This window comes from Pseudomonas sp. GW823-FHT02F05 (assembly GCF_058797315.1).
Map to the genome: position 1 here is coordinate 187,099 of NZ_JBXAJM010000004.1, position 23,304 is coordinate 210,402.

The 23,304-nt window shown below is 58.1% G+C and carries 26 protein-coding genes and 1 tRNA gene; 16 read left to right on the plus strand and 11 right to left on the minus strand.

From position 1 onward, the window contains the following. Positions 1-20: 20 nt before the first annotated feature. Both tgt and queA read right to left on the minus strand, forming a co-directional pair. Positions 21-1,136 carry a tRNA guanosine(34) transglycosylase Tgt gene (tgt, locus tag AC1RAC_RS07555; RefSeq protein WP_032803964.1) on the minus strand — a complete coding sequence of 372 codons (1,116 nt, stop codon included), beginning with the start codon at positions 1,134-1,136 and terminating at the stop codon, positions 21-23. Positions 1,137-1,141: 5 nt separating this feature from the next. Beyond that, positions 1,142-2,191, minus strand: coding sequence for a tRNA preQ1(34) S-adenosylmethionine ribosyltransferase-isomerase QueA (gene queA, locus AC1RAC_RS07560; protein ID WP_034128030.1), 1,050 nt, complete (start codon positions 2,189-2,191; stop codon positions 1,142-1,144). Between the two features lie 108 nt (positions 2,192-2,299). Here queA and AC1RAC_RS07565 point away from each other — a divergent pair. After that, positions 2,300-2,384, plus strand: a tRNA-Leu gene (locus tag AC1RAC_RS07565). A gap of 83 nt (positions 2,385-2,467) precedes the next feature. Further along, positions 2,468-2,797, plus strand: a complete 330-nt coding sequence (locus tag AC1RAC_RS07570) for a hypothetical protein (RefSeq protein ID WP_054897815.1) — start codon at positions 2,468-2,470, stop codon at positions 2,795-2,797. A 7-nt stretch (positions 2,798-2,804) separates the two neighbouring features. On the opposite strand, the gene AC1RAC_RS07575 is transcribed toward AC1RAC_RS07570, so the two are convergent. Further along, positions 2,805-3,440 carry a LysE family translocator gene (locus AC1RAC_RS07575; RefSeq protein ID WP_054897816.1) on the minus strand — a complete coding sequence of 212 codons (636 nt, stop codon included), beginning with the start codon at positions 3,438-3,440 and terminating at the stop codon, positions 2,805-2,807. 156 nt (positions 3,441-3,596) lie between these two features. Here AC1RAC_RS07575 and AC1RAC_RS07580 point away from each other — a divergent pair, with 156 nt between their 5' ends. Then, positions 3,597-3,968, plus strand: coding sequence for a PH domain-containing protein (locus AC1RAC_RS07580; RefSeq protein WP_014719840.1), 372 nt, complete (start codon positions 3,597-3,599; stop codon positions 3,966-3,968). 80 nt (positions 3,969-4,048) lie between these two features. Here the strand turns inward: AC1RAC_RS07580 and AC1RAC_RS07585 are convergent, their stop codons facing one another. Together AC1RAC_RS07585 and AC1RAC_RS07590 are read right to left on the minus strand one after the other, a co-directional pair. Then, entirely contained in the window at positions 4,049-4,624 is a 576-nt protein-coding gene (locus AC1RAC_RS07585) for a PIN domain-containing protein (RefSeq protein ID WP_054922014.1), read from the minus strand. Further along, positions 4,621-5,091, minus strand: a complete 471-nt coding sequence (locus AC1RAC_RS07590; RefSeq protein ID WP_054922011.1) for a helix-turn-helix domain-containing protein — start codon at positions 5,089-5,091, stop codon at positions 4,621-4,623. Before AC1RAC_RS07590 ends, AC1RAC_RS07585 begins: the two co-directional genes overlap by 4 nt. Positions 5,092-5,284: 193 nt before the next feature. On the opposite strand from AC1RAC_RS07590, the gene AC1RAC_RS07595 reads away from it, so the two are divergent. The 3 genes from AC1RAC_RS07595 to AC1RAC_RS07605 are packed head-to-tail and all read left to right on the plus strand — an operon-like array spanning position 5,285 to position 7,167. After that, entirely contained in the window at positions 5,285-6,439 is a 1,155-nt protein-coding gene (locus tag AC1RAC_RS07595) for an S-type pyocin domain-containing protein (protein WP_072447235.1), read from the plus strand. Positions 6,440-6,446: 7 nt separating this feature from the next. Further along, positions 6,447-6,704: a colicin E3-like toxin immunity protein gene (locus AC1RAC_RS07600; protein ID WP_082430498.1), complete on the plus strand. Its 258-nt coding sequence runs from the start codon at positions 6,447-6,449 to the stop codon at positions 6,702-6,704. Between the two features lie 55 nt (positions 6,705-6,759). Then, complete coding sequence (locus AC1RAC_RS07605) at positions 6,760-7,167, plus strand: barstar family protein (protein WP_345769710.1); 408 nt, start codon at positions 6,760-6,762, stop codon at positions 7,165-7,167. Positions 7,168-7,187: 20 nt separating this feature from the next. On the opposite strand, the gene AC1RAC_RS07610 is transcribed toward AC1RAC_RS07605, so the two are convergent. Then, positions 7,188-7,562: a c-type cytochrome gene (locus AC1RAC_RS07610; RefSeq protein WP_034128041.1), complete on the minus strand. Its 375-nt coding sequence runs from the start codon at positions 7,560-7,562 to the stop codon at positions 7,188-7,190. A gap of 30 nt (positions 7,563-7,592) precedes the next feature. After that, positions 7,593-8,024, minus strand: coding sequence for a bleomycin resistance protein (locus tag AC1RAC_RS07615; RefSeq protein WP_072435022.1), 432 nt, complete (start codon positions 8,022-8,024; stop codon positions 7,593-7,595). Between the two features lie 162 nt (positions 8,025-8,186). Here AC1RAC_RS07615 and AC1RAC_RS07620 point away from each other — a divergent pair, with 162 nt between their 5' ends. The 8 genes from AC1RAC_RS07620 to AC1RAC_RS07655 all read left to right on the plus strand — a co-directional run bounded on the left by AC1RAC_RS07620 (position 8,187) and on the right by AC1RAC_RS07655 (position 17,476). Further along, a complete protein-coding gene (locus AC1RAC_RS07620) occupies positions 8,187-8,549 on the plus strand; it encodes a response regulator (protein WP_003194033.1) in 363 nt (120 codons plus the stop codon). A gap of 212 nt (positions 8,550-8,761) precedes the next feature. Next, the gene (locus tag AC1RAC_RS07625; RefSeq protein ID WP_054922006.1) at positions 8,762-9,376 is read left to right on the plus strand and encodes a biliverdin-producing heme oxygenase; all 615 of its coding nucleotides are present in this window, start codon (positions 8,762-8,764) and stop codon (positions 9,374-9,376) included. After that, on the plus strand, positions 9,373-11,616 hold the full coding sequence (locus AC1RAC_RS07630) for an ATP-binding protein (protein WP_057975057.1): 2,244 nt from the start codon (positions 9,373-9,375) through the stop codon (positions 11,614-11,616). The genes AC1RAC_RS07625 and AC1RAC_RS07630 overlap by 4 nt, the downstream gene beginning before the upstream one ends. A gap of 267 nt (positions 11,617-11,883) precedes the next feature. Continuing rightward, entirely contained in the window at positions 11,884-12,105 is a 222-nt protein-coding gene (locus AC1RAC_RS07635; protein WP_492616467.1) for a hypothetical protein, read from the plus strand. Positions 12,106-12,262: 157 nt separating this feature from the next. Further along, positions 12,263-14,161: an alkaline phosphatase D family protein gene (locus tag AC1RAC_RS07640; RefSeq protein WP_492616468.1), complete on the plus strand. Its 1,899-nt coding sequence runs from the start codon at positions 12,263-12,265 to the stop codon at positions 14,159-14,161. A gap of 137 nt (positions 14,162-14,298) precedes the next feature. Beyond that, a complete protein-coding gene (locus AC1RAC_RS07645) occupies positions 14,299-15,312 on the plus strand; it encodes a sensor domain-containing diguanylate cyclase (protein ID WP_054922000.1) in 1,014 nt (337 codons plus the stop codon). A 109-nt stretch (positions 15,313-15,421) separates the two neighbouring features. Continuing rightward, a complete protein-coding gene (locus AC1RAC_RS07650) occupies positions 15,422-16,675 on the plus strand; it encodes a 2-aminoadipate transaminase (RefSeq protein ID WP_200584113.1) in 1,254 nt (417 codons plus the stop codon). 84 nt (positions 16,676-16,759) lie between these two features. Next, positions 16,760-17,476, plus strand: a complete 717-nt coding sequence (locus tag AC1RAC_RS07655) for a hypothetical protein (protein ID WP_034128720.1) — start codon at positions 16,760-16,762, stop codon at positions 17,474-17,476. A 49-nt stretch (positions 17,477-17,525) separates the two neighbouring features. On the opposite strand, the gene AC1RAC_RS07660 is transcribed toward AC1RAC_RS07655, so the two are convergent. The 3 genes from AC1RAC_RS07660 to ptaA all read right to left on the minus strand — a co-directional run bounded on the left by AC1RAC_RS07660 (position 17,526) and on the right by ptaA (position 20,775). Further along, positions 17,526-18,725: an MFS transporter gene (locus AC1RAC_RS07660; RefSeq protein WP_170949800.1), complete on the minus strand. Its 1,200-nt coding sequence runs from the start codon at positions 18,723-18,725 to the stop codon at positions 17,526-17,528. 175 nt (positions 18,726-18,900) lie between these two features. After that, positions 18,901-19,572, minus strand: a complete 672-nt coding sequence (locus AC1RAC_RS07665; protein ID WP_219857398.1) for a helix-turn-helix transcriptional regulator — start codon at positions 19,570-19,572, stop codon at positions 18,901-18,903. 120 nt (positions 19,573-19,692) lie between these two features. Next, the gene (gene ptaA / locus AC1RAC_RS07670; protein WP_236453809.1) at positions 19,693-20,775 is read right to left on the minus strand and encodes a pyoverdine biosynthesis transaminase PtaA; all 1,083 of its coding nucleotides are present in this window, start codon (positions 20,773-20,775) and stop codon (positions 19,693-19,695) included. Between the two features lie 211 nt (positions 20,776-20,986). Here ptaA and AC1RAC_RS07675 point away from each other — a divergent pair, with 211 nt between their 5' ends. Together AC1RAC_RS07675 and AC1RAC_RS07680 are read left to right on the plus strand one after the other, a co-directional pair. Further along, positions 20,987-21,592 (plus strand): helix-turn-helix transcriptional regulator, encoded by a 606-nt coding sequence (locus tag AC1RAC_RS07675; RefSeq protein ID WP_080757657.1) that lies wholly within the window; start codon positions 20,987-20,989, stop codon positions 21,590-21,592. Beyond that, positions 21,579-22,442 (plus strand): queuosine precursor transporter, encoded by an 864-nt coding sequence (locus AC1RAC_RS07680; protein ID WP_014719862.1) that lies wholly within the window; start codon positions 21,579-21,581, stop codon positions 22,440-22,442. The genes AC1RAC_RS07675 and AC1RAC_RS07680 overlap by 14 nt, the downstream gene beginning before the upstream one ends. 107 nt (positions 22,443-22,549) lie before the next feature. Here AC1RAC_RS07680 and queC read toward each other — a convergent pair whose 3' ends face one another. After that, on the minus strand, positions 22,550-23,248 hold the full coding sequence (gene queC / locus AC1RAC_RS07685; RefSeq protein ID WP_044268318.1) for a 7-cyano-7-deazaguanine synthase QueC: 699 nt from the start codon (positions 23,246-23,248) through the stop codon (positions 22,550-22,552). Between the last annotated feature and the right edge of the window lie 56 nt (positions 23,249-23,304).

A 23,304-nucleotide genomic window follows, 5' to 3' on the forward strand; every position in this document is an offset into this window, starting at 1 on the left:
GAATCTTAGGGTCGGAAAACTCAGTCCAAGGGCGGCACAGGGAGGCCACGCTTGGCATAGAAGGCATCGACGAAGGCGGCCAATGTACCCTGTTGAATAGCCTCGCGCAAACCAGCCATCAGGACTTGGTAATGACGCAAATTGTGGATGGTATTCAACATGCTACCCAGCATTTCCCCACACTTGTCCAGATGGTGCAGATAAGCACGGGAGAAGTTCTGGCAGGTGTAGCAGTCACAGGTAGGATCCAGCGGCGAATCATCATGGCGATGGAACGCGTTACGGATCTTCAGCACGCCTGTATCGATGAACAGATGCCCATTGCGGGCATTACGGGTTGGCATCACGCAATCGAACATGTCCACACCGCGGCGCACACCCTCTACGAGATCTTCCGGTTTGCCAACGCCCATAAGGTAACGAGGTTTGTCTGCGGGCATCAGGCCTGGCAGGTAATCGAGCACCTTGATCATTTCGTGCTTGGGCTCGCCCACCGACAAACCGCCGATGGCCAGGCCGTCGAAGCCGATCTTGTCGAGGCCTTCCAGCGAGCGTTTGCGCAGGCTTTCATGCATGCCGCCCTGGACAATACCGAACAGCGCCGCCGTGTTATCGCCATGGGCGTTCTTCGAACGCTGGGCCCAACGCAGCGACAGCTCCATGGAGATACGCGCCACGTCTTCATCGGCCGGGTACGGTGTGCACTCGTCGAAAATCATCACGATGTCCGAGCCCAGGTCACGCTGCACCTGCATCGACTCTTCCGGGCCCATGAACACCTTGGCGCCGTCGACCGGCGAGGCGAAGGTCACGCCCTCTTCCTTGATCTTGCGCATGGCGCCCAGGCTGAACACCTGGAAACCACCGGAGTCGGTGAGGATCGGGCCTTGCCACTTCATGAAGTCATGCAGGTCGCCATGCTTCTTGATCACTTCCGTGCCCGGGCGCAGCCACAGGTGGAAGGTATTGCCGAGGATAATCTCGGCACCGGTGGCGACGATGTCGCGGGGCAACATGCCCTTGACGGTGCCGTAGGTGCCGACCGGCATGAAGGCCGGGGTCTCCACAGTGCCGCGCGGGAAGGTCAGGCGGCCGCGACGGGCTTTGCCGTCCGTAGCGAGCAATTCAAACGACATACGACTCATAAGTTGTCCTCAGGGCCGCGTGGCGCCGGGTTACGGGTGATAAACATCGCATCACCGTAGCTGAAAAAACGGTACTCGTTAGCAATGGCGGCCTGGTAGGCAGCCATGGTTTCCGGGTAACCGGCAAATGCCGACACCAGCATCAACAGCGTGGATTCCGGCAAATGGAAGTTGGTGACCAGGCAATCGACCACATGAAAAGGTCGCCCTGGAAAAATGAAGATATCGGTGTCGCCACTGAACGGCTTGAGCACGCCATCACGCGCTGCACTCTCCAGCGAACGCACACTGGTGGTGCCCACGGCAACCACTCGACCGCCACGCGCCTTGCACGCCGCCACCGCATCCACCACGTCCTGGCTGACTTCCAGCCACTCGCTGTGCATATGGTGGTCTTCGATGTTATCCACACGCACCGGCTGAAACGTACCGGCCCCCACGTGCAGGGTCACATAGGCCGTGTCGACGCCCTTGGCGGCAATCGCATCCAGCAATGGCTGGTCGAAATGCAGCCCGGCAGTCGGGGCGGCGACGGCGCCGAGGCGCTGTGAGTACACGGTCTGATAGCGCTCGCGGTCCGCGTCTTCATCGGGGCGGTCTATATAAGGAGGCAACGGCATATGGCCGACGCGCTCCAACAACGGCAACACTTCTTCGGCAAACTTGAGCTCGAACAAGGCATCGTGGCGCGCGACCATCTCGGCTTCACCACCGCCCTCAATCAAGATGCTCGACCCCGGTTTGGGCGATTTGCTGGAGCGCACATGGGCGAGCACGCGGTGGCTGTCCAGCACCCGCTCCACCAGGATTTCCAGCTTGCCGCCGGATGCTTTCTGGCCAAACAGCCGCGCCGGAATCACCCGGGTATTGTTGAAAACCATCAGATCGCCTGGGCGCAAATGCTCAAGCAAATCAGTGAATTGACGGTGTGCGAGGGCACCGCTGACCCCGTCCAGGGTCAGCAGTCGACTGGCGCGACGCTCGGCCAAAGGGTGGCGAGCGATCAGCGAATCAGGGAGCTCAAAAGTAAAGTCAGCAACGCGCATGATGGGGTTCGTCTAGCAGGGCCGGGAAGTCTAGCGGAAATAGTGAAAATAGACCATGAAACGTGATTGACCAACGGTAATCTCATCTCTATACTTCGCCGCCATTGAGCCCTGATGGCGGAATTGGTAGACGCGGCGGATTCAAAATCCGTTTTCGAAAGGAGTGGGAGTTCGAGTCTCCCTCGGGGCACCATCTTAAAGAAAGACCTTGAAATTCAAGGTCTTTTTTTTCGCCTGCAAAAAAGTGCCAGGCGTGGCAGTGGAGGGAGCGGGACCATGGAGTTGACGCTTGAAGCGGTTGCGTTGTTTGCGTTGAAGCTGGTGCATGAGACTGACGACGGCAGCCCGTTGCTGCGCGATGATCCCGTGATGGAGGGCTATGATCGCGAGGTGTTTGGGTTGTTGGTGCGCCAGGGAAACCTGGCCGAGATCCAAGTGAAGCTCGATGAATGCCTGTCTCTGGCACTCGACACCCTGGGTGGCGCCGATACCGTCATGGGTCGCGAGTTGCAGCGGCTCGCAACGAACGTGCGCGAAGCACCGACCCTGGAAATACTCGACGCCCCGCTCCACGCACTCAAGGATTACCTGAAAGCCATCCTGTGACGTGGACTTACTTGCGCCCTTCCACCGCCATCCGCACCGCCAAGCCCATCAATACCGACCCCATCAGCCAGCGCTGCAGCACCTGCCAACCAGGCCGGGTTACGAAGAACACCGCGATGGAACCCGCCATGCAGGCAATCACCGCGTTGACGCTCACGCTGATAAGAATCTGCAGGGAGCCCAGCGCCAGGGATTGCACCAGCACACTGCCATGACCGTTCGGGTCGATGAACTGGGGCAGCAACGACAAATACATCACCGCCACTTTGGGATTGAGCAGGTTGGTGACCAGCCCCATGGTAACCAACTTGCGCGGGCTGTCCTTGGGCAAGTCGCGCACCTGGAATGGCGAACGCCCACCCGGCTTGACCGCCTGCCAGGCCAGGTACATCAGATACAGCGCCCCGCCGAGCCGCAGCGCGTCGTAGGCAAACGGCACCGCCATCACCAACGCCGTGATACCCAGCGCCGCGCACACCATATACACCACAAACCCCAGCGCCACCCCGCCCAGGGAAATCAACCCGGCCGTGCGCCCCTGGCAGATGGAGCGGGAAATGAGGTAGATCATGTTCGGCCCCGGTGTCAGTACCATGCCGAGTGAAATCAGGCCGTAGGCGAGCAAGCTGGACATATCAGGCATGGATTGGCTCCTGGTTTTTTAAGCTGCCAGCGTGAAATCCTTCGCCGACGCGGTCGTGTTGAGCGTCATGCTAGGGGCTTGCAGGCCCAGGCGTTAGATACAGATCCGCAAGCAAAACGTCATACACCGACGGCACCACTTACCCAGGACAGGCACATGATCGACTTCAACAACAAAGGCTTCTTCAAGCTCAAGCAAAACAACGAATACGCCGAACGCGTAGCGGCCCTGCTGCTGGACGGCGAAGAAGTGGTCGACGCGTACAAGGCCATGCGCGACGGCGTCGTGTTCACCACCAAACGCATCATCGCGGTTAACGTGCAGGGAATTACCGGCAGCAAGAAGGACTTCACCTCATTGCCGTACAAGAACATCGTGGCGTACTCGGTGGAAACGTCCGGGACGTTTGATCTTGATTCGGAGTTGGAGATTTACTTTTCGTCGTTGGGGAAGGTGAAGTTCGAATTCACTGGCAAGACCTCGATCGTGGAAATCTCGCGGCTGATTTCCAAGCACCTGCTGAGTTGATCCACAGGCATAAAAAAGACATTGGCGTTTCAAGGTCTTTTTTATTGTGGTTCAACTGACGTACACCGGGCTCATCCTGCTCACAGCATCATTTCATAAGGTCCCATTGCCTTGCTAGTCTGCACCAAGCCCTGCCGCATCAACATTTCGAGATAGCTTCCCGCCTCCATCGCGGGCTTCTTCAACGCCCTCCTCTGCTTCTGCGCTGCTCCCAACACTGCCGCCTGATCCAAATCCCAGAGATCCGAAATAAAGTCATCCGGATGCATCGGTTCAATGTCATAGGCAGCCAATACATGCGGTGGAAAGTCTTTCAAATTGAAGGTCACGATAACCTCAGCTTTACTTCGAATGGCCGCTGCCAACACATGCCGGTCATCCGGATCTGGTAAATCCAAACTCGAACACAGGTCCTCATATCCGGTCACCAGAGCGTCAGGTATCGCAATGTCCATAAGCGCCGACGTGCAGTCCACCTGAGCCGCCGTAAGATCGGGTCGGTTCTTGAGTACGTTGCGCTTCCACTCATCCTGAATCTGGGCAGTCCATCGCGCTCGATACAAACCAGACAAACCAAGCCACATGAGTAAGTCCCTAAGTGCCGCAGGATAGAGAACACAAGCGTCGTATACCGCAGTAAAGGGCGAACACCTCATCCGTCATACCCCATTCCCAACTCCTGGGCCTGTTGAACCAGCGCTTCCATTGCCTCTTGGCTTTGCTCGTCACGCCGTTGCTTGAACGCCATCAAATCCGAAAAGCGGACTCGCCGATGTCGACCCGTTTTTGTAAAAGGGATAGCGCCGTCCTCGAGCATTTTGACCAAATGCGGGCGTGACACATTAAGCAGGTCGGCCGCCTCCTGCGAGGTCAACTCGGCATGAACCGGCACTACCTTGACGGCATTGCCGAGCGCCAATTCGCCCAGAATATCGACCAGCAGGCGCAGTGCGGAGGTTGGGAGTACAAGCCTGTGTGGCTTATCTTCTTTGTCGAAGATGTCGATGCGCTGGGTTTCAAATTTGGTCGACAATAGGGACGCTAATTCACGCTGGCCTTGCACTGCCGCCTCGACTTCTTTTTCCAGCGGAAGGATCGTTTTTGGAAGGTTGTTGATGGTCATGATGCAACTCCGGTCTTGCGCAATTCAGTTGAGGCCAACGCTAAACGAAACAAACGAAAATCGCAATATTCGAAACAATGCCGGCGACTCACGTACCAGTCAACTTTTCCCACATCAACTGAAAATTGAGCTGATATCGGTTCCTGACTCCCCCTCATAGGCTCACTCCCTCGCGCAAGGAAGTGAATCGGTCATGTCAGAACGCTTTTATCCACCCACCGAACAAGCGTTACTCAAGCGACGAATCCTCACCCGGCAACCGTCGCGTATGCCGTATTCGCCTACTGTCGATTTTTTCGAGCCATCCCCTGCCCCGCCACCTACACCAGCCAAACCTCCCAGCTGCGTCTTCATCAAGCCATGCCAACTGCCTGACGGTATCGCCCATTACTCGAGCCCCACCGGTTTTGTTCCACTGGAACTGATCAAGGAGTACAGCCATTTAAGTCTGTTGGGCGGGCGCGAAGTGGACGCCCGAGGCGCGGTTGCCTTGCGCAAGATCAGCGGCAGTGCACTGCCAGCCGGCTTAGGGCAGTTGGCATTGCGTACAGCGTTTTTGGAATCGGCGGCCACAGTCAGCGCATCCGTCGCTGGTAGCCTGTTGACAGGGTTGGTAGCGCTGGCTTGGCCGTCGGATCTAAGTGATAGCGCGCTCTACAACGAGGAACAATTGCGTTCGCTGCAACGAGCGCGTTCGCAGATGCGGCTGCATATCGAGCAACGCGACGACGGCACGCTCAAGGGGTATGGGTTTTACACAGGTAACAATGCCGATTGGCAGATGATTGATGTGGTGCAATTTCAAAACCGCAGTGGCCAGTTAGTAGCAGATTTGAATAATGGCGTAGAGCTGATCTGGACGCCCTCCGTTGATCCAAATGACACCTTAGGTATTCCGGCATTGGAGGCTGCGCCGCAAGCACCGGTGATCTGGATCTACCCACCGACGGGAACGGCGGCGCAGATTCTGGTTAACCCTATTTACCCACCGGACTATCGGGATTTTATTCTGGTGTTTCCGGCGGAGTCGGGGGTTCGGCCGCTGTATGTGGTGGTAGGTGCCAAGGCTGGGGATCACAAGTACCACAAAGCGCCTGACACTGAACAAATAACTGGCTTTGAAAAACTGATAAAAGCAAAACCCAAGACTCCCAGACAAGGAGGCGCCGGGCTGAGAGAACGCTGGATTGAGGAAAAAGGTCGGAAGATCTATGAATGGAACTCTCAGCACGGGAAGCTGGAGGTTTATCTAGCAAGTGATGGGAGCCATATAGGTGCGTTCAACCACATAAGCGGCGAGCAGCTAAAAGGGCCGATCAAAAAACGAAACATCAAAAAATATTTGTGAGGACTACATGGGACTAAAAATAAGGTTGGAATGGTTCGACAGAACCACAGAGAGGCTAAGAGGAACGGAAAGTTCAGCGGACTGCGGAGATGACTATTCGGTGATTTCCACGCTCGGGTTGTTGAGCGCAGCGGAAGTCAATAACGGCATGTTTGAATTGCGCAGGGAATGGCTATCAGTGATACAGCCGCGCTTTTCTCATGAAATTGCTCTTTCAGAAAGTGACTACTTCATCGCATTTGATTACGAAGTTTCAAACGAGTAATGACTCAAAGAATTCAGCCTGAGCTATAGCAGATGAAAAAGCAAATGGTGCACAAGTGACCCGTTCATCCCTCTTCAAAATTGACCTTAGCCGCATCCAGAACCACAAAGAACTTCACGCCACGCTGTGCACTTCACTCAACTTTCCCAACTGGTATCGCCAAAACTGGGATGCTTTTTGGGACGCCATCACCGGCTTGGTAGAAATGCCTGATACGCTTGAGTTTTCTGATTGGGATATTTTTTCAGAGCACCTACCCCGCGATGCCAAGATGCTATGGGAGTGCTTGGCTGAACTCGCGACCCTTTTACCCGGACCTTGCGTCGCGGGTTCAGCAAGGCTTTTTTGTAGGAGCGAGCTTGCTCGCGAAAACGTCAACGATCACGCGTGCTTCCTGAATGAATGCGACGCCTGTGAGCTTTTCGCGAGCAAGCTCGCTCCTACAGAGGACAGAGGACGGTGATGCGTGCCAGCCTGGGCATCTCACTTGGGCTGGAATGTCTCCAAATACGCCAGGATATTTTCAATCTTCTCCTGGTCACTGATCCCCCAGAAGATCATCCGCGTGCCACTGACCACCGATTTCGGGTCTTCAATGTAGGCCGCCAGTTTTTCCCGCGTCCACACCACGCCCGAGTTCTTCATCGCATCCGAATACTGATAGTCCTGAGTGGTACCGGCAGGCCGGCCGATGATGCCGTTCAGTTCCGGGCCAAAACCACCCCGCGCGCCCTCACCAATGCTGTGGCAGCCGCCGCAGGTCTTGGTGAAGAGTTTGCCGCCCGCCTCGGCATCGCCCGCAGCGAACGCGGGTGCGGCGATAACGGTCAGGGCGAGGGTCAATAACACATACTTCATTCACGTCTCCCTATCGGCTGTTGCCTTGGATTATGCCTGTTCGACCGGCCTTTCTCCCAGCCGCTGCACCAGACGCACCAGATACCCGTCCGGGTCTTGCACGATGAACTGGCGCTGCCCGGCCTCCACGTCACCGGCTCGGTACCAGGCGTCCTCTACATCGCGGAACAAGGGCCAGCCGATCTGCGCCAAGCGTTGCAGGATGGGTGCTACGGCGGGCACATCGATTTGCAGGTTGATGCCGCGCCCGAATGGGGGCTGCAACGGTGCGGTAAGCCACTGGCCGGCCTCGGGGTCGTATTGTTCGAGCATGATTTGCGCGCCGTTAAGGTCGAGGTAGGCAAAGCCTTCTTCTGCGCGCTGATAGGCAATAGCGAAACCTAACTGTTCGATCCAGAACGCCAGGCTCGCGCCAAGGCGGGTGACGATCAGTTCAGGCACGAGTGGGTTACGGTTGAACATGGCATTCCTTGGAGGGCAGGGTGGCGTTCACCTTAACGGATTGTCGTGCCCATGGCTCACAAGCAGCCAAATGACCACCCATCGTTTAAAAAACATCCAATCGAACCTATATACCCAACCCCTACTCCACCTTACTGAACCCCTGATGGTGGAGTAAGGATCATGGCTCAGCCATCGATTTTGGTATTGGAAGACGACGAGATCATTCGGGCGTTGATGGTGGATGTGCTGGAAGACTTTGGTGCGGTAGTGACATCGTTTGCATCGGCAGACGAAGGGATGATTTACCTGGAGCGCGGCGATGACCCGGTGGATTTGATTGTCAGTGATATTCAAATGCCCGGCTTGCTCAATGGTTATGACTTGAGCCGTGTCGTCGCCCACCGGTGGCCTGAAGTACAGGTAGTGCTGACCTCAGGTAATACGAAAATCGCCGCCGAGCTGGGCAGTTCCGTGCGGTTTCTGCCCAAGCCCTGGAGTACCGACCACTTGCTTGAGTGCGTGCAGACAGCATTGACGCACTAGGGCCAGTCCCGGGATTGATAGCAGCGCGATATCATTTCAACCGAACTTGAGGGCTAGTTCTGCGGTCATGTAAGGTGCAGGGAGCGACTTTTCTGATCCGCTGGTCAGCCTTTTCGCTTCTGCGTTCAGCTGACGACAATGAGTCGTGTAGAATCGTCGCCCATTTTCACGCGTCATTCATGGCCGACAGGCCCACAGTTCGAGCTCATTGAATGCATTCACAGGCCCATGACGTTAGTGCGCCCTCCTTGTTGGAAACGTTGCGCACGGGCACGGGCCTGCTGCATGTGGCGTTGGAACAGCGCCTGCCGTTTTTTTCCGAGCGCCTGGATGCCCAGTGGTATCGGCGCTTGCTGCAGGCGTACCACGGCTTTTATCAGCCAATGGAAGCGGCGCTGTATGACAGCGGTTTGATTCCCGACGGATATGAGTCTGCGTTGCGTGTGAAAACGCCAACCCTGGTCCATGACCTGCACGCGCTCGGCCTGACTGAGCACGCCATCCATGCCCTGCCTCGCTGTACCCAGCTCCCCGTATTAGACACACCAGCTGCGTGCCTCGGCGCCCTGTATGTGCTGGAAGGCGCCACCCTGGGCGGCCAAGTGCTGCGCCGGGAAATAGCCCTGCGCCTGGATGTGAACGCCGACAACGGCGGTGCCTTTCTCAATGTATACGGCGCCGAGACCGGACGGCGCTGGAAAGATTTCCTCGATTATCTGGGCCGTCAGCCACTGGATACAGATGCCGCCGTGCGCGCGGTGATGGCGGCCCGCTCGACATTCAGCGGCTTTGAGCAATGGCTCGACAGCCAGGAGGTATTGCTATGAAACCCGAAGATTTTGAAGAGCTGCTTGCCAACTGCGCCGACGAACCCATTCGTTTTCCGGGGGCCATCCAGCCCCACGGCGTGCTGCTGACCTTGTCGGAACCTGGCCTGAACATCATTCAGGTAAGTGCCAACGTCGGTACGTTGTTCGGCCACGCCCCCGAGGCGCTGTTGGATCAACCGTTGCACAGATTGATTGGCGAGGAGTACGCCCAGGCCGTGCAAACCATGGCCGAGGACAGCGCATTCCTGGACTCGCCGCCCCTGCTGATAACCTTCAAGGGTGAGCAGTTCGAAGGCCTGTTGCATCGCCATCAGGGCGTGTTAGTGCTGGAATTCGAACCACGGCTCAAGGATTTCAAACCCCGAGCGCACAGTGGCCGCACCAGCGACCTGGGCAAGATGCTGCACCGCCTGCAATCGGCAAAGACCTTGGAGGCGCTCTACGCCATCACCGTCAACGAAATCCAGGCCATGACCGGTTATGACCGGGTGCTCATCTATCGCTTCGAAGAGGAAGGCCATGGTCAGGTGATCGCCGAGGCCTCGGCGCCGTCCATGGAATTGTTCAACGGGCTGTTCTTCCCCGCGTCCGACATCCCCGAGCAGGCTCGCGAACTGTATCGCACCAACTGGCTACGGATCATCCCGAATGCATCCTACGAACCGGTACCGCTGGTGCCCAAATTGCGCCCGGACACCGGGCAGCCTCTGGACCTGAGCTTCGCCACCCTGCGCAGCGTGTCGCCGATTCACTGCCAGTACATGCAGAACATGGGCGTGTTGTCGTCCATGAGTATTTCACTGATGAAGGGCGACAAACTCTGGGGCCTGATCAGTTGCGGCAACCGTGAGCCGCTGCTGGTGCCCAACGACCTGCGCATGGCCTGCCAGACCATCGGCCAGGTGTTGTCATTGCAGATCAGTGCCATGGAGGCCCTGGAGCTGAGCCGCCAGCGCGACGAGAAAGTCGAAGCGCTGGCGCTGCTGGATCGGGCGATGAAAGCCTCTGCCAATAACGTATTCGACGGCTTGGCCCAGCAAGGCCGACTGCTGATGGACCTGACCCTCTCCGGCGGCGTGGCGATCATCGAAGACAAGCAATTACACCGCTACGGCAACTGCCCGGAACCGGCGCAGATACGCGCGCTGCACAAGTGGTTGCAGGGCGACGGCGCACCGGTATTTTCCAGCCATAACCTGGCCTCGGTTTATCCGCCGGCCGCCGAATACCAGAGCGTGGCCAGCGGCGTGCTCGCCATGAGCTTGCCCAAGCCTGTGGATAACGGGGTGCTGTGGTTTCGCCCGGAAGTCAAAGAGAACATCCACTGGAGTGGCGACCCGCAGAAGCCGCTGAATCTGGAAACCTGCGACGCGGGCATGCGCCTTCGCCCACGCACCTCGTTTGAAATCTGGAAAGTGGAAATGGCTGGTATCTCCACCAAGTGGAGCCATGGCGACCTGTTTGCCGCCAACGATTTGCGCCGCTCGGCCCTGGAGAACGACCTGTCCCGCCAAGTGCTGCGCGAGCAACAAGCGGTGCGTGCGCGGGACGAGCTGGTCGCGGTGGTTTCCCACGACCTGCGCAACCCCATGACCGTCATCTCCATGCTCTGCGGCATGATGCAAAAAGCCTTCAGCTCCGATGGCCCCCACACTTCACGGCGCATTTCTTCCGCCATTGACACCATGCAACAGGCTGCCGGGCGCATGAACGTGTTGCTGGAAGACTTGCTCGACACCTCGAAAATCGAAGCCGGGCGCTATGTGGTCAAGCCGGTGGCGCTGGACGTCAGCCAGATTTTTGAAGAGGCGTATTCGCTGCTGGCGCCCCTGGCCTCGGAAAAGGGCATCGACCTGTCGTTCAATGTCGAGCCTGGCCTGCAAATCAAGGCCGACCCGGAGCGCTTGTTCCAGGTGCTGTCGAACCTGATCGGCAATGCGATCAAGTTCACTCCGCGCCAGGGCAACATCGGCATCAGCGCCATGAGCGCCGGCGAGGAGATTGTATTTTCGGTGCGCGACTCCGGTGAGGGCATTGCGCCGGACGATTTGCCCCATGTGTTCGATCGCTATTGGACCCAGACTGAAAACAACCCCACCGGCAGCGGGCTGGGGCTGTATATCACCCAAGGCATCGTTAAGGCGCATGGCGGCAGGATCGAAGCCGAGAGCAAGCAGGGTCAGGGCAGCGAGTTTCGATTTACCGTACCGAAGGTGACGATTGAGGCAAACAACTGAGCCATTTGCCGGCAGGGGCAACCATATTGCCCCTGCTGCCCCATAACCGAGAACGGAAAACCAAACATATACTCATACAACATTGCATTTCTTTAACAAAGTTTCAAAATAAAACAACCAAAATTCAACAATAAAACCAACTCACCCATCACAAACAGAAACATAGAACACCTCGCAAAAAACACCGAACCCCACTAACTTACGCCGAGCACTGTTACAGGGAAGAACATGCCATGTAAACCATGCAATTAATAGTGAGGCGTTACCGTGTTCAATTCTATCGGCTTTAATCCCGTCAATACTTACATTTCCCAATCCGCCCCCGACCAAGACACCCAAGCCAGCGAGAAGATCAACTCACGCTCGAAACGAAGCCTCGATCAAATCGCTCCCGATAATTCGATTAATGACAATGGGGTCACCGCAGACAGAGGCGGCAGACGTAATGGTGGTGGCTTGGACAGTCTCGGCAAAGGCCATGTTCTTTGAGTAAACTTACTTAAGCGCAACTACTAAATAAGTAGCGCCCAGGGCGCTGCTTATTCATTAATAGCCACAACATATTACTGTCTGACGTTCGTTGACGAAATGCCGACATTTTCAGCGTTATACTGAGTGCTTGTCTTGTTAGTGAGCCGATCGCGTCATGCCTGAACTGCAGTCACTTCCCCCCGTACTTGCCGGCCCGTTGCTGCGCCGCCTGGAACCAAAGCGTGTGGTGCTATGGCTGGTGGCGAGCCGGGAACTGAAGCTGGTTATGAGGCTGCAGCACGCTCAGGGATCAACGCTGGATATTCACCTTCATGCACATTGTCAGATCGTTCCCGTCGGGCGCCATTCGTTTATCCACTTGATCGATGTGCCCCTGACTGACGCCCTGCCTCTGGATGTAAACATCCACTATGACCTGTTTATTGACGGCTGCGGAATAGCCCAGTGGGCACCCCATCTGCTGTACGCAGGCGCCACGCTGCCCGATTTCGTCGTGCATGGGCGCATCCACCAACTGGTCCACGGCTCCTGCCGCAAGCCTCACCATCGCGCTGATGACGGGTTGCTGTGCATTGATCGTCTGCTGGCGCAAGCTCCCACCGTGGCACAACGCCCCGCCTTGCTGATGATGAGCGGCGACCAGGTCTACGCCGACGACGTCGCGGGGCCCATGCTGCGGGCAATTCATGAATTAATCGCGCGCCTGGGCCTGTTCGACGAATACCTGGAAGGGGCCGTGGTTGACGACAGTGCCGCCCTCTACGGGCATCGCGCCAGCTATTACCATCGCGCCGACCTGCTCCCCGCGCTGGACAGTAACGAGACCTTGCGTGAGCGCTTTTTCGGCGGCGTGAAGAAACCGATTTTCACCAGCAGCACCGCCGATAATCACCTGGTGACCTTTGCCGAAGTGATCGCCATGTACCTGCTGGCCTGGTCGCCCACACCGTGGACACTGATCTCCCCCCAACCGCCGCAACTGAGCGCGCAAGAACAGCAGCGTTATGCCCGCGAACAGATACAGATCGATCAATTTCGCAGTGGCCTTCCAGGGGTCGCCCGGGTATTCGCCCACCTCTCGACCCTGATGATCTTTGATGATCACGACATCACCGACGACTGGAACCTCAGCGCCCAATGGGAAGAAACTGCCTACGGCCATCCCTTCTCCAAACGCATCATCGGTAATGCGTTGATGGCCTATCTTTTATGCCAGGGCTGGGGCAACCAGCCCACGGTGTTTGGCGAACTGGTGAGCCAAACCCAGGCACTTGCCAACCAGGCGCAAGACAACCACCTGGACGCCACACAGCAGGATGAGCTAGTCACCACGCTGCTGAAATTCCAGCAGTGGCACTACGTATTGCCCACCACCCCGGCGCTGGTGGTACTCGACACCCGCACCCGACGCTGGCGCAGCGAGTTCACCCTCAAGCAACCTTCCGGCCTGCTGGACTGGGAAGCCTTGAGCGAACTGCAACAAGCGCTACTGGACCACCCGTCAGCCATCATTGTCTCGCCCGCGCCGGTCTTTGGCGTCAAGCTGATCGAGACGGTGCAGAAGGTTTTCAGCTGGTGTGGCTTCCCACTGCTGGTGGACGCCGAGAACTGGATGGCCCACCGCGGCGCTGCCCAAGTGATTTTGAATATCTTCCGCCACTCGCGCACACCGGGTAACTACGTGATCCTTTCCGGTGATGTGCATTACTCGTTTGTCTACCAAGTGCTGATCCGCCACCGCAACGGCGGCCCCAATATCTGGCAAATCACCAGCAGCGGCATCAAGAACGAGTTCCCGCCGCGCCTGCTGGAATGGTTCGACCGCCTCAACCGCTGGCTCTACTCCCCGCGTTCGCCGCTTAACTGGTTTACCCGCCGCCGCACCATGCAGGTGGTGCCCTATATTCCAGAGCACGCCGAAGCGGGTGAGCGGTTGTGGAACTCGGCGGGCATTGGCCAGGTGTTTTTCAATGAGCAGGGCCAACCGCAAGCCATTTACCAGCACAACGCTGATGGGAAGCCTCGCACAAAGATGATGGCGCCAGAAAAATAGCGTTTCGCCACTCGTCAAAAGCAGCACACCTGCCCTATTCAAAGCGCGCAAGCGCCGATGTACAGTAGCGCCAGCCACGGAGTATCGGCGTCAACCATGACTGGCCTTGGGCGCCAGCCCCCGCAGGAAGCGTGCAGATGGACGATACATCCGGCAAAGAACCGCTACGCCATGAGGTTTCCGACCTTAACGTAGACCTGTTGCACGCCATCATGGAACTGGTCAGTGACGGCATCTGGGACTGGAACGCCAATACCGGCTTCGTCTACCGCAATCCCGGCTGGTACGAAATGCTTGGATACTCCCACCACTCCCTGGAAAACAGCGTCTTCACCTGGGAGAACGTGATCCACCCCGAGGATTACCCTCGCGTGATGACGGTGTTCGATGACTACATCAGCCAACGCGCCGCTCATTACCGGGCCGAATACCGTTGCCGAAAAGAAGACGGTACGTACCTCTGGATCGAGGACCGCGGCTACGTCATTGCCCGCAACCCCGACGGTTCCGTGGCGCGCATGGTCGGCGCACACCGCGATATCCATACGCGCAAATGCTCCATCGAACAGTTGCAAAAGCGCAACCAATCCCTGGAAGCGCTGGTCGCGGAGCGCACGCTTGAGTTGTCGCGCGTCAACCAGCAACTGCAATTGCAACTGGACGAAAACCGCTCTTTGGCCGAGCGGGACGCCCTGACGCGCATCGCCAACCGGTACCGCCTGGAAAAAGTGCTGCTGGAGGAATGCGACCGCGCCGAACGCTTCCGCCTGCCCCTGGCACTGGTGGCCATGGATGTCGATGACTTCAAGCCGATCAATGACCAATACGGCCATGGCGTCGGCGACCAGACCCTGATACGGGTAGTGGAACATCTGGAAGCCTGCGTACGTAAAAGCGACTTGCTGGCGCGCTGGGGCGGCGATGAGTTTATGGTGGTGCTGCCCAAAAGCAGCCTGGACGAGGCCAAAGAGTTGGCCGAAAGGATTCGCCATAAAATCAAGGAGGCGGCCCCCTTGGGCGCCTTGAACGTTACCCTGAGCCTGGGCGTGGTGGAGCGGCGCATGGGCGAGTCCCCGGCTGCGCTGATGGCGCGGGCCGATCAAGCCTTGTACCGATCCAAGGCGGCGGGCAAGGATGGGGTGTCGGAATAGTCGCAGCTCCTTCCAAGGTGGAATGACACGGCGACTTTATTTCGTTTGCGGCAAGGCCGGGCGCGCGGCTTAGATAGCGCTGCGCCCACCACTGCCGAGTCCCAGAGCCATGAGTCACGCTAGCATCAGCCAGTCGATTTCCATCGTTCACCCCATCAGCCTCAGTCACGGTAAAAACGCCGAGGTCTGGGACACTGCAGGCAAGCGTTACATCGACTTTGTCGGGGGTATCGGCGTGCTCAACCTGGGCCATTGCCACCCGGCCGTGGTGGCGGCCATTTGCGAGCAAGCGGCCCGGCTCACCCATTACGCGTTCAACGCCGCACCGCATACGCCCTACATCGAGTTGATGCAACGCCTCAGCGCCTTTATCCCGGTGGGTTACCCCGTCAGCGGCATGCTCACCAACAGCGGTGCAGAAGCGGCAGAGAACGCTTTGAAGATCGCCCGTGGTGCCACTGGTCGCACGGCGGTGATCGCCTTCGACGGTGCCTTCCATGGGCGCACCCTGGCGACCCTCAACCTCAATGGCAAGGTCGCGCCCTACAAGCAGAAGGTCGGCGTACTGCCCGGCCCTGTGTATCACCTGCCCTACCCCAGTACCGATAACGGCATGACCTGCGCCGACGCGCTGAAGGCGATGGAGCGTCTGTTCAGCGTGGAAATCGACATAAACGATGTGGCCTGCTTCATCATCGAGCCGGTGCAGGGCGAAGGCGGTTTTCTAGCCTTGGACACTGAGTTTGCCCAAGTCTTGCGACGCTTCTGCGACCAGCACAACATCCTGCTGATCATTGATGAAATCCAGTCGGGTTTTGGTCGCACCGGCCAGCGTTTCGCCTTCTCGCGCCTGGGCATCGAGCCGGACCTGCTGCTGCTCGGCAAAAGCATCGCCGGCGGCATGCCGCTGGGGGCAGTGGTCGGGCGCAAGGCGCTGATGGACAACCTGCCCAAAGGCGGCCTGGGCGGCACCTACTCCGGTAACCCCGTCGCCTGCGCGGCGGCGCTGGCGACCCTTGAGGTGATGAGCGACAAAAACCTGCACGCCTGGGGCGTCGCGCAGGAGGCCGCGATTGTGGGTCGCTATGAAGCCTGGCGCGCGCAGCAACTGTCGCCCTACCTGGGCCGCCTCACCGGTGTCGGCGCCATGCGGGGCATTGAACTGGCCCACGCCGACGGCACACCCGCTCCCAAGCAACTGGCGCAACTGCTGGAGCTGGCGCGAGAGGCTGGCTTGCTGCTGATGCCCAGCGGCAAGTCGCGGCACATCGTGCGCTTGCTGGCCCCGCTGACCATTGAACCTGCGGTGTTGGAGGAAGGCCTGGATATCTTCCAGGCGTGCCTCACACAGCTGGACGAATAGCGGGCTGCCTTGACCTGATCCCCTCACCCGCTGAAAATGCCCGACGTTTTTTTGTCTCTCCGCATACTACGCAGTGAAATTTTAATGTCTGATTCCTACACCGAAAAATCCGCCGAAGAATCCGTAGTCGCCCTGTACGCCAAAGCCGAATACGAAAACGCCATCAATCTTTCACAGCATGTGCCAGCCGCCAAGATCATCAGCGAGATGGTGCTGGACGCGTTTCATACCTCCAAGGAAAGCGACCAGATCCGCGAGCTACGCGTTGCCATCCGCCAGGCCCACGATGCCTTCGACGATGACAAAGCCTATGACCTGATGGGCCAGCTCAAACAATTGAAAGACGCCGAAGCCGCAGACAACGCCGCCCTGGAACACCTGAGCAGCCAGTTCTCGATCAGCCGCATCCTGTCCAGCTTCAAGGACGATCCCGAGTTCCAGGAATTGGTCTATGGCCTGGCCCTCAAGGTACTTAACCAGTCGCACCAGGCTATCAGCAACCCGAGCGCCGGCAAGGGCAAGGCTGCACGCGCCAAGAAAGACACCGAAGTGTTTGTGATCAGCAAGGATGGCATCAGCGTCACCTTGCCGCTGCGCACGCCGCGCTCCAAGCTCAATGTGGACCGCGAAGCGCTGGAGTTCCTGGGTTTCACCTTTGTGGGCGAAGGCAGCGAGGCGGAACTTGCGAGCGAAACCTTTATCGACAACAGCGGCGCCGAGCAACCGGTCACGCGCAAGAGCATCGTGACCGCGCTGCAACAGCAAAGCGCCTTTGACGGCTACGCCATCGCCGCCCAGTAAGTAGCTGACGCAACCAGGCGCGCGCGCAAGGCGCAGCGCCGGTTGCCGTCTACGCCTCTTTATTCCACAACACCGCCGAGCTTTTCATCATCCCCACGGCGATTGCGAACAGCAACAACACACAGCCTGCCAGCAGCCACGGTGACGGCAAGGTTGGCCGGGCCAGCAACATGAACGCCAACGAGGGCGCGATCATCACGCCGATGTTGACGCCCGCCGAGTAGTAGCCAAGGTTGCGGCCCACGCTGTCGCGGCTGGAAATGCTGCTGACGTAGTGGGTGATCGCGGGGAACACAATCATCTCGCCCAGGCTCCACAACACCGTAGCAAGCACCAACAGCGCGCCGACCTGACCAAAGCCCATCAAGAAGAAACCGCAGCCTGCCAGCAACAGGCCAATGATCAGCGAGCGACTGCTCGACAAGTGCGCCATGCGCAGGTTTATCGGCACTTCAAACACAATCACTAGCAACGCATTGATAAAGAAGATGATGCCCACGTAATAGGCCGGCAATTGGGTGTAGTTGATGATGTACGCCGACAGAAAAGTCGGCGGTAATGCGTAAGCCACGTGCACCGGCAGCGCTGCCAACAGGATCACCAGCAGTCGCGAACGCTCATGAGCCGCCACCTCGGGCAAGCCCTCGCCTTTGACGGCGACAGGTACGCCTTGGGTGGCCTGCCGAGACCGACCAAACCGCAGGCAGGCGGCGAAGGCCAGCAGGGACAGCACGGCATTGATGTAGAAGACCGCGTCGGCATTGCTGAGGAAGATCAAGCTGCCCAGTAGCGGCCCGATGGCCATGCCGATGTTGATCGCCAATCGGTTGCAGGAAAACGCCACTTTGCGTGACTCAAGATTACTGTGAGCCACTGTCTCGGAGAACGCGGCCGGTGTGAAGGCTTCGTAACAGGCCCCCCAGAGAAACGACAACAGGAACAGCGCGAGCAGGTTATCCACCGAGGGAATGACCAGCAGCAACAGCGCGTTGAACAACAACGAACCGAGAATGACCCGGTTGGCCGAAAACCGCTTGATCACGGCGCCGATGATCAGGTCGGTACACAGGGCGCCCGCGCCATACACGCCGACCAACAGGCCTGCCGTGCCTGCCGATATCGCGTGTTGATGAATCAGGTACGCCGCGTAAAAAGGAAACGCCAGGGTGCCCGTGCGGAACACCAGCGTGATCATGAACAATGCTTGCAACCGCGCATTAAGGCCGCGCAAGGCGTGAAAAGTACCCATCAGCGCAGCACGCTGGCACAGGTGTGGAGCAAAGCTGCAGAGCGGCTCATCCGGATGTCCTTTCGCAATGGCGGCGCCGGTGTGTCCGGCGCCAAACTCCATAGCTGGGCAAACTAATGCAGCACTGTGCGGCGAACAAGCTACCCATTTGGACAGGTAGGCGGTGATTGCGGCCTCAGGCCGGGTGGCGGATATAGCCCAATTGCAGGGCCTTGCCGATTGCTGATTTGCCGTTGCTGACCTGCAATTTGCCGAAGATATTCTTCATATGAAACTTGACCGTATGGGAGGTCATCGACGTCAGGAGTGCCACTTCGTTGTAGGTCTTGCCCAGGCTGACCCAGGACAATACTTCGGTTTCCCTTGGGGTCAGCACCGTCTGTTGTTCGACAGGCGCCGCGTGATCTTCTAGGGCCTCGTCGTACATCGAGACCAACAGCATCTGCAGTTCACTTTGATGGGCCAGCACGGTCTCGCGAAATTGCCGATGTTCGCCGAAGCTGCACAGGTTGAGCACCGAGTAGAAGCCGCGATTGCCATGCACGATAAAACTGGCGCCCTCGCCAACGGGTTTGTAGGGGCCCGGCACCGGCACCGCCTCATCGGCCACGGCCAGCAGGTGTTCATCACTCCAGAAAAATGGTTTGATCCGCGTACGGGTCAATGAAACCAGCTCGCCACGCCGGTAGAAATCGTCGGCCGTGTCGGAAGGCTCCATGGCCTCGGGGTAATTGGACACAATCTGCGCTTGGTCCAGCGTCGGCCCACACTGGTAGACCTCGAAGTGTCCCAGGCCACGGCGGCTCAGCTCGGTATCGAGCAAGCGGCGCATATCCTCGGGCAGCATGGGCGATTTTTTATCGGGTTGGCCATTAGGTCGCACGGGTGTCTTCCTTGATCATTCAACCCGGTCGAGCATGCAGCATGCCTGGCTTACCTGTCCAGGCAACGGATGCAAACCCAGGGGCTAGACCTGCGCCGCGAACGCCTCGCGAAAGCGCTCCATCTCCTGCTCATTGCCCACCGTCACCCGCACCCACTGCGGCCAGTCCTGCCACACCCGCCCGACCAGTACATTCCGTGCCGCCAACTGCTCAATCACCTGCTCTGCCGGGCGCTTCACGTCGATCATGAAGCAGTTGCTGTGGGAAACGGTGCAGGTAAAGCCCCGGCCCTTGAGCCAGGCGATCGTCTCATCGCGCAATCTGGCATTGAGCGCTCTGCGTTGGCCCACCAGTTGCGCGTCTTCCAGGCTCGCACGGGCGGCCAGCAAGCTGGCGCCGGCCGGGACGTTGTCGCCGCCGAACACGGCCAACCGCTCCAGTAGCGCCGGGTGGCCGATCGCCAGGCCCAGGCGCGCACCGGCCATGCCATAGATCTTCGAGAAGGTACGCAGTACCAGCAGGTCGTGGTGTTCCTTGACCCAACTTACGCAACTGGGGGCGTCGCAGAAGTCGATATAAGCCTCGTCCACAACCAGCACGCTGCCCTTGGGTTTATTCACCAGAGCGTGGCGGATAGCCTCGGTCGAGGTGAGCGTACCGGTCGGGTTGTTGGGGTTGCACAGGTACAGCATGCCGGCCTGTGGGTCCGCGGCGAGCATGGCGTGCACATCGTGGGCATGCTGGGCGTCGAGGTTAACTTCATGCACCGGCGCCTTGATCGATTCGGCCGCCTGGCGCGGTACTTCGTAGGACGGCGTGGCCATCACCAGGCCGCGGGTCTGGCTGGCGAACGCCAGCACCGCGTAACGCAGGGCAGCCATCGAGCCGGCAAATACCCCGATGTTTTCTTCGGCGATGCCCTGTTGCTCGGCAAACAACGCGGCCAATGCATACATGTCCGGGTAAGGGTAACGCCCGGAGGCTGCAATCGCGCGCTGCATCGCCTGGCGAGCCGCGTCTGAAGGGCCGTAGGGGCTTTCGTTGTAATTGAGTAGTACCTTGTCAGATTTCGTCGGCGCCGGGCTGGCAAGCGCCCAATTGAGCTGCCCCAACACAGGCAGGGCCGCGCCCAGGGCGAGAAGGGATCGACGACTGACACGCACCATGGTGACTACTCCTTGTAGAGGCGCGAGGGATTCGCGCTGGCCGTTCAGAAGAGTATGACGAGAAAGCCGTTGCCTGATTTACCACCGAGGCGTATCCCTGCACTCAGTACTTTATTGTTGTAGCGGGCGCATGCAACACTTTCACTGCCGCGAGCCGTCAAGAACGGGTTCTGCCGGCATGGACTGATGACTAAATGGAAGTGGTGAGCACTTGATACACAGACGGGAAAAAACCGAGCACTTGAAGAGCAACATCAAGTACTTGATCAAGAGTCGTGGCGAAACCCAGCTTTCGTTAAGCAGTGCCGCCGGCCTGACCAGGACCACCATCTATAACATCCTGGAAGGCAAGGTCGTTAACGTACAGCAGTCGACGATACGCAAGATCTCTGACTTCTTTGGCGTCTCCTACGAAGAAATCGAGACGATCAGTTTTGAAGCCAAGGAAGTCATCGAGAGCAATGTTTCCCCACTGGGTAACAAGAACCCGGCGGCAGTGCCTGTGCTCAAGGAAAGCCTGCTCATGCAAAGCCTGGGCAAGCGCATCGGTGAGCTGGCCACGCTTCATCCGCTGACCTACTACTTTGGCAGCGCCTGCAACCTGATCGGCGTGCGCCTGGAGCACGGGATTCCCGGCCTCAATGAACCGGGGGACTTGCTGATCGTGCAGAAAGGCTCGTCGAGCGACGATAAAGAAAAACTGGTGTACGACCGCGCCACCAAGAAGCTGTTCATCACCCTCGAACCCTGCGGGAACTCAGAGCGTTTGTGTGTCATCGGCGACATCCTTGAGGAGCGCTTCAATGACAACGTCTGAGGGCGCCGTGGAAAACAGCAAATACAAGTTGCTGGGCTTTGAAAACGACAAGCGCCTGGCGGTGATCATGGTGATCGCCACGGGCAAGGTCCTCAAGATCAAGCTGAGTGAAGTGCTCAGCAGTGAAATGATGGACAACTTCAACAAGATGGAAATCAAGAACCTGTACAAGAAGTTCTACTCCCAAGGCGGAACGCTGACCGCCTACGATATAAACGACCGCAATGAAAACTCCTGGATGATCTACATCATCCTGAACTTGCTGCTGTTCACCTTCTATATCTTCACCAGCATTGCCGCGACCAAACCGATTTACCTGGAGTCGTTGGGCATCATCGTCACGCCGGGCACGTTCCTGTACCCGCTGACCTTCTTGATCGTGGACTTGCTCAACGAGAATTTTGGCTTGCGCCTGGCCAGGCGAGCCATTCTGTTTGCGTTTGCCAGCAACGCGATGATCATCATCCTGCTGTATGGCTCCACGTTCCTGCCGGGGCTACCGGGCTGGAAGCTGGATGGGCCTTATACCGACGTGATCCTGCAAGTGTCGTCGGTGCTGGTGGCCTCTTCGGTCTCGTTCCTGGTGTCGGAGAATATAAATTCCTACTTGCTGTGCAAGATCAAGGAGCTGACCAACTCCAGGTATCTATACCTGCGGATATTCCTCAGTACGTTCTTTGCGGTGATTATCGACAGCTTCCTGTTCTGCTTTATCGCCTTCTACGGGGCGATGCAGACCAGCGACATCCTCAGCATGATCTATGTACAGATCGCGATCAAAGTCGGCTTTGCGTTCTTCAACATCCTGCCGGCCTACGGGGCACGTTCATTGTTCAAGCGCTATCAATAATCCTGTAGGAGCGAGCTTGCTCGCGAAGAACGTCAACGATCACGCAGCGCATCTGGTGGAACGCGGCGCTCTCAGGTTTTTCGCGAGCAAGCTCGCTCCTACAAGGGTTATTTGAGTTGCAACTTGTGCTTGAGGCTCTGCATGACAGGTGTCTTGTTCTGCAGGTAGTCATTCAAGCCCCGAGCGCGCAGGTTGCACGCGTCACACTCGCCACAGCCGGTACCGATGATGCCGTTGTAGCAAGTCAGCGTCTGCTCGCGCACCAGCTCCAGTTGCCCGTGGTAATCGGCCAGGGCCCAGGTCTCGGCCTTGTTCAGCCACATCAACGGCGTGTCCAGGCGCACGTCGTACTCCATGCCCAGCTTGAGAGCCTGGTTGAGTGCTTTGACAAACTCATCCCGGCAATCGGGGTAGCCCGAGAAGTCGGTTTCGCACACACCAGTGATGACGGTCTCGGCCTTCACTTGGTAGGCGTAGATCGCAGCCAGGGTCAGGAACAGGATGTTGCGCCCCGGCACAAAGGTGCTCGGCAGGCTTTCGCCCGAGCTGTTCACGGTCGGCACCGGAATGTTGTCGCGTGTCAGGCTGCTGATCGCCAGTTCATTGAGCAGGGACACATCCATCACTTTGTGCACGGTGGCGCCCAACTGTTTGGCCAATTTCTGGGCCACTTCGATTTCTGCCACATGGCGCTGGCCGTAATCAAAGGTAATGCAGTGCACTTCGTCGTACAGCGGCAGGGCCTGGATCAGACAGGTGGTCGAATCCTGCCCGCCACTGAAGACCATCACGGCTTTTTTACTCATTGTATTGCTTCCTGCATTTGTAGAATGGGGGGTAGGAGCGAGCTCGCTCGCGAAAA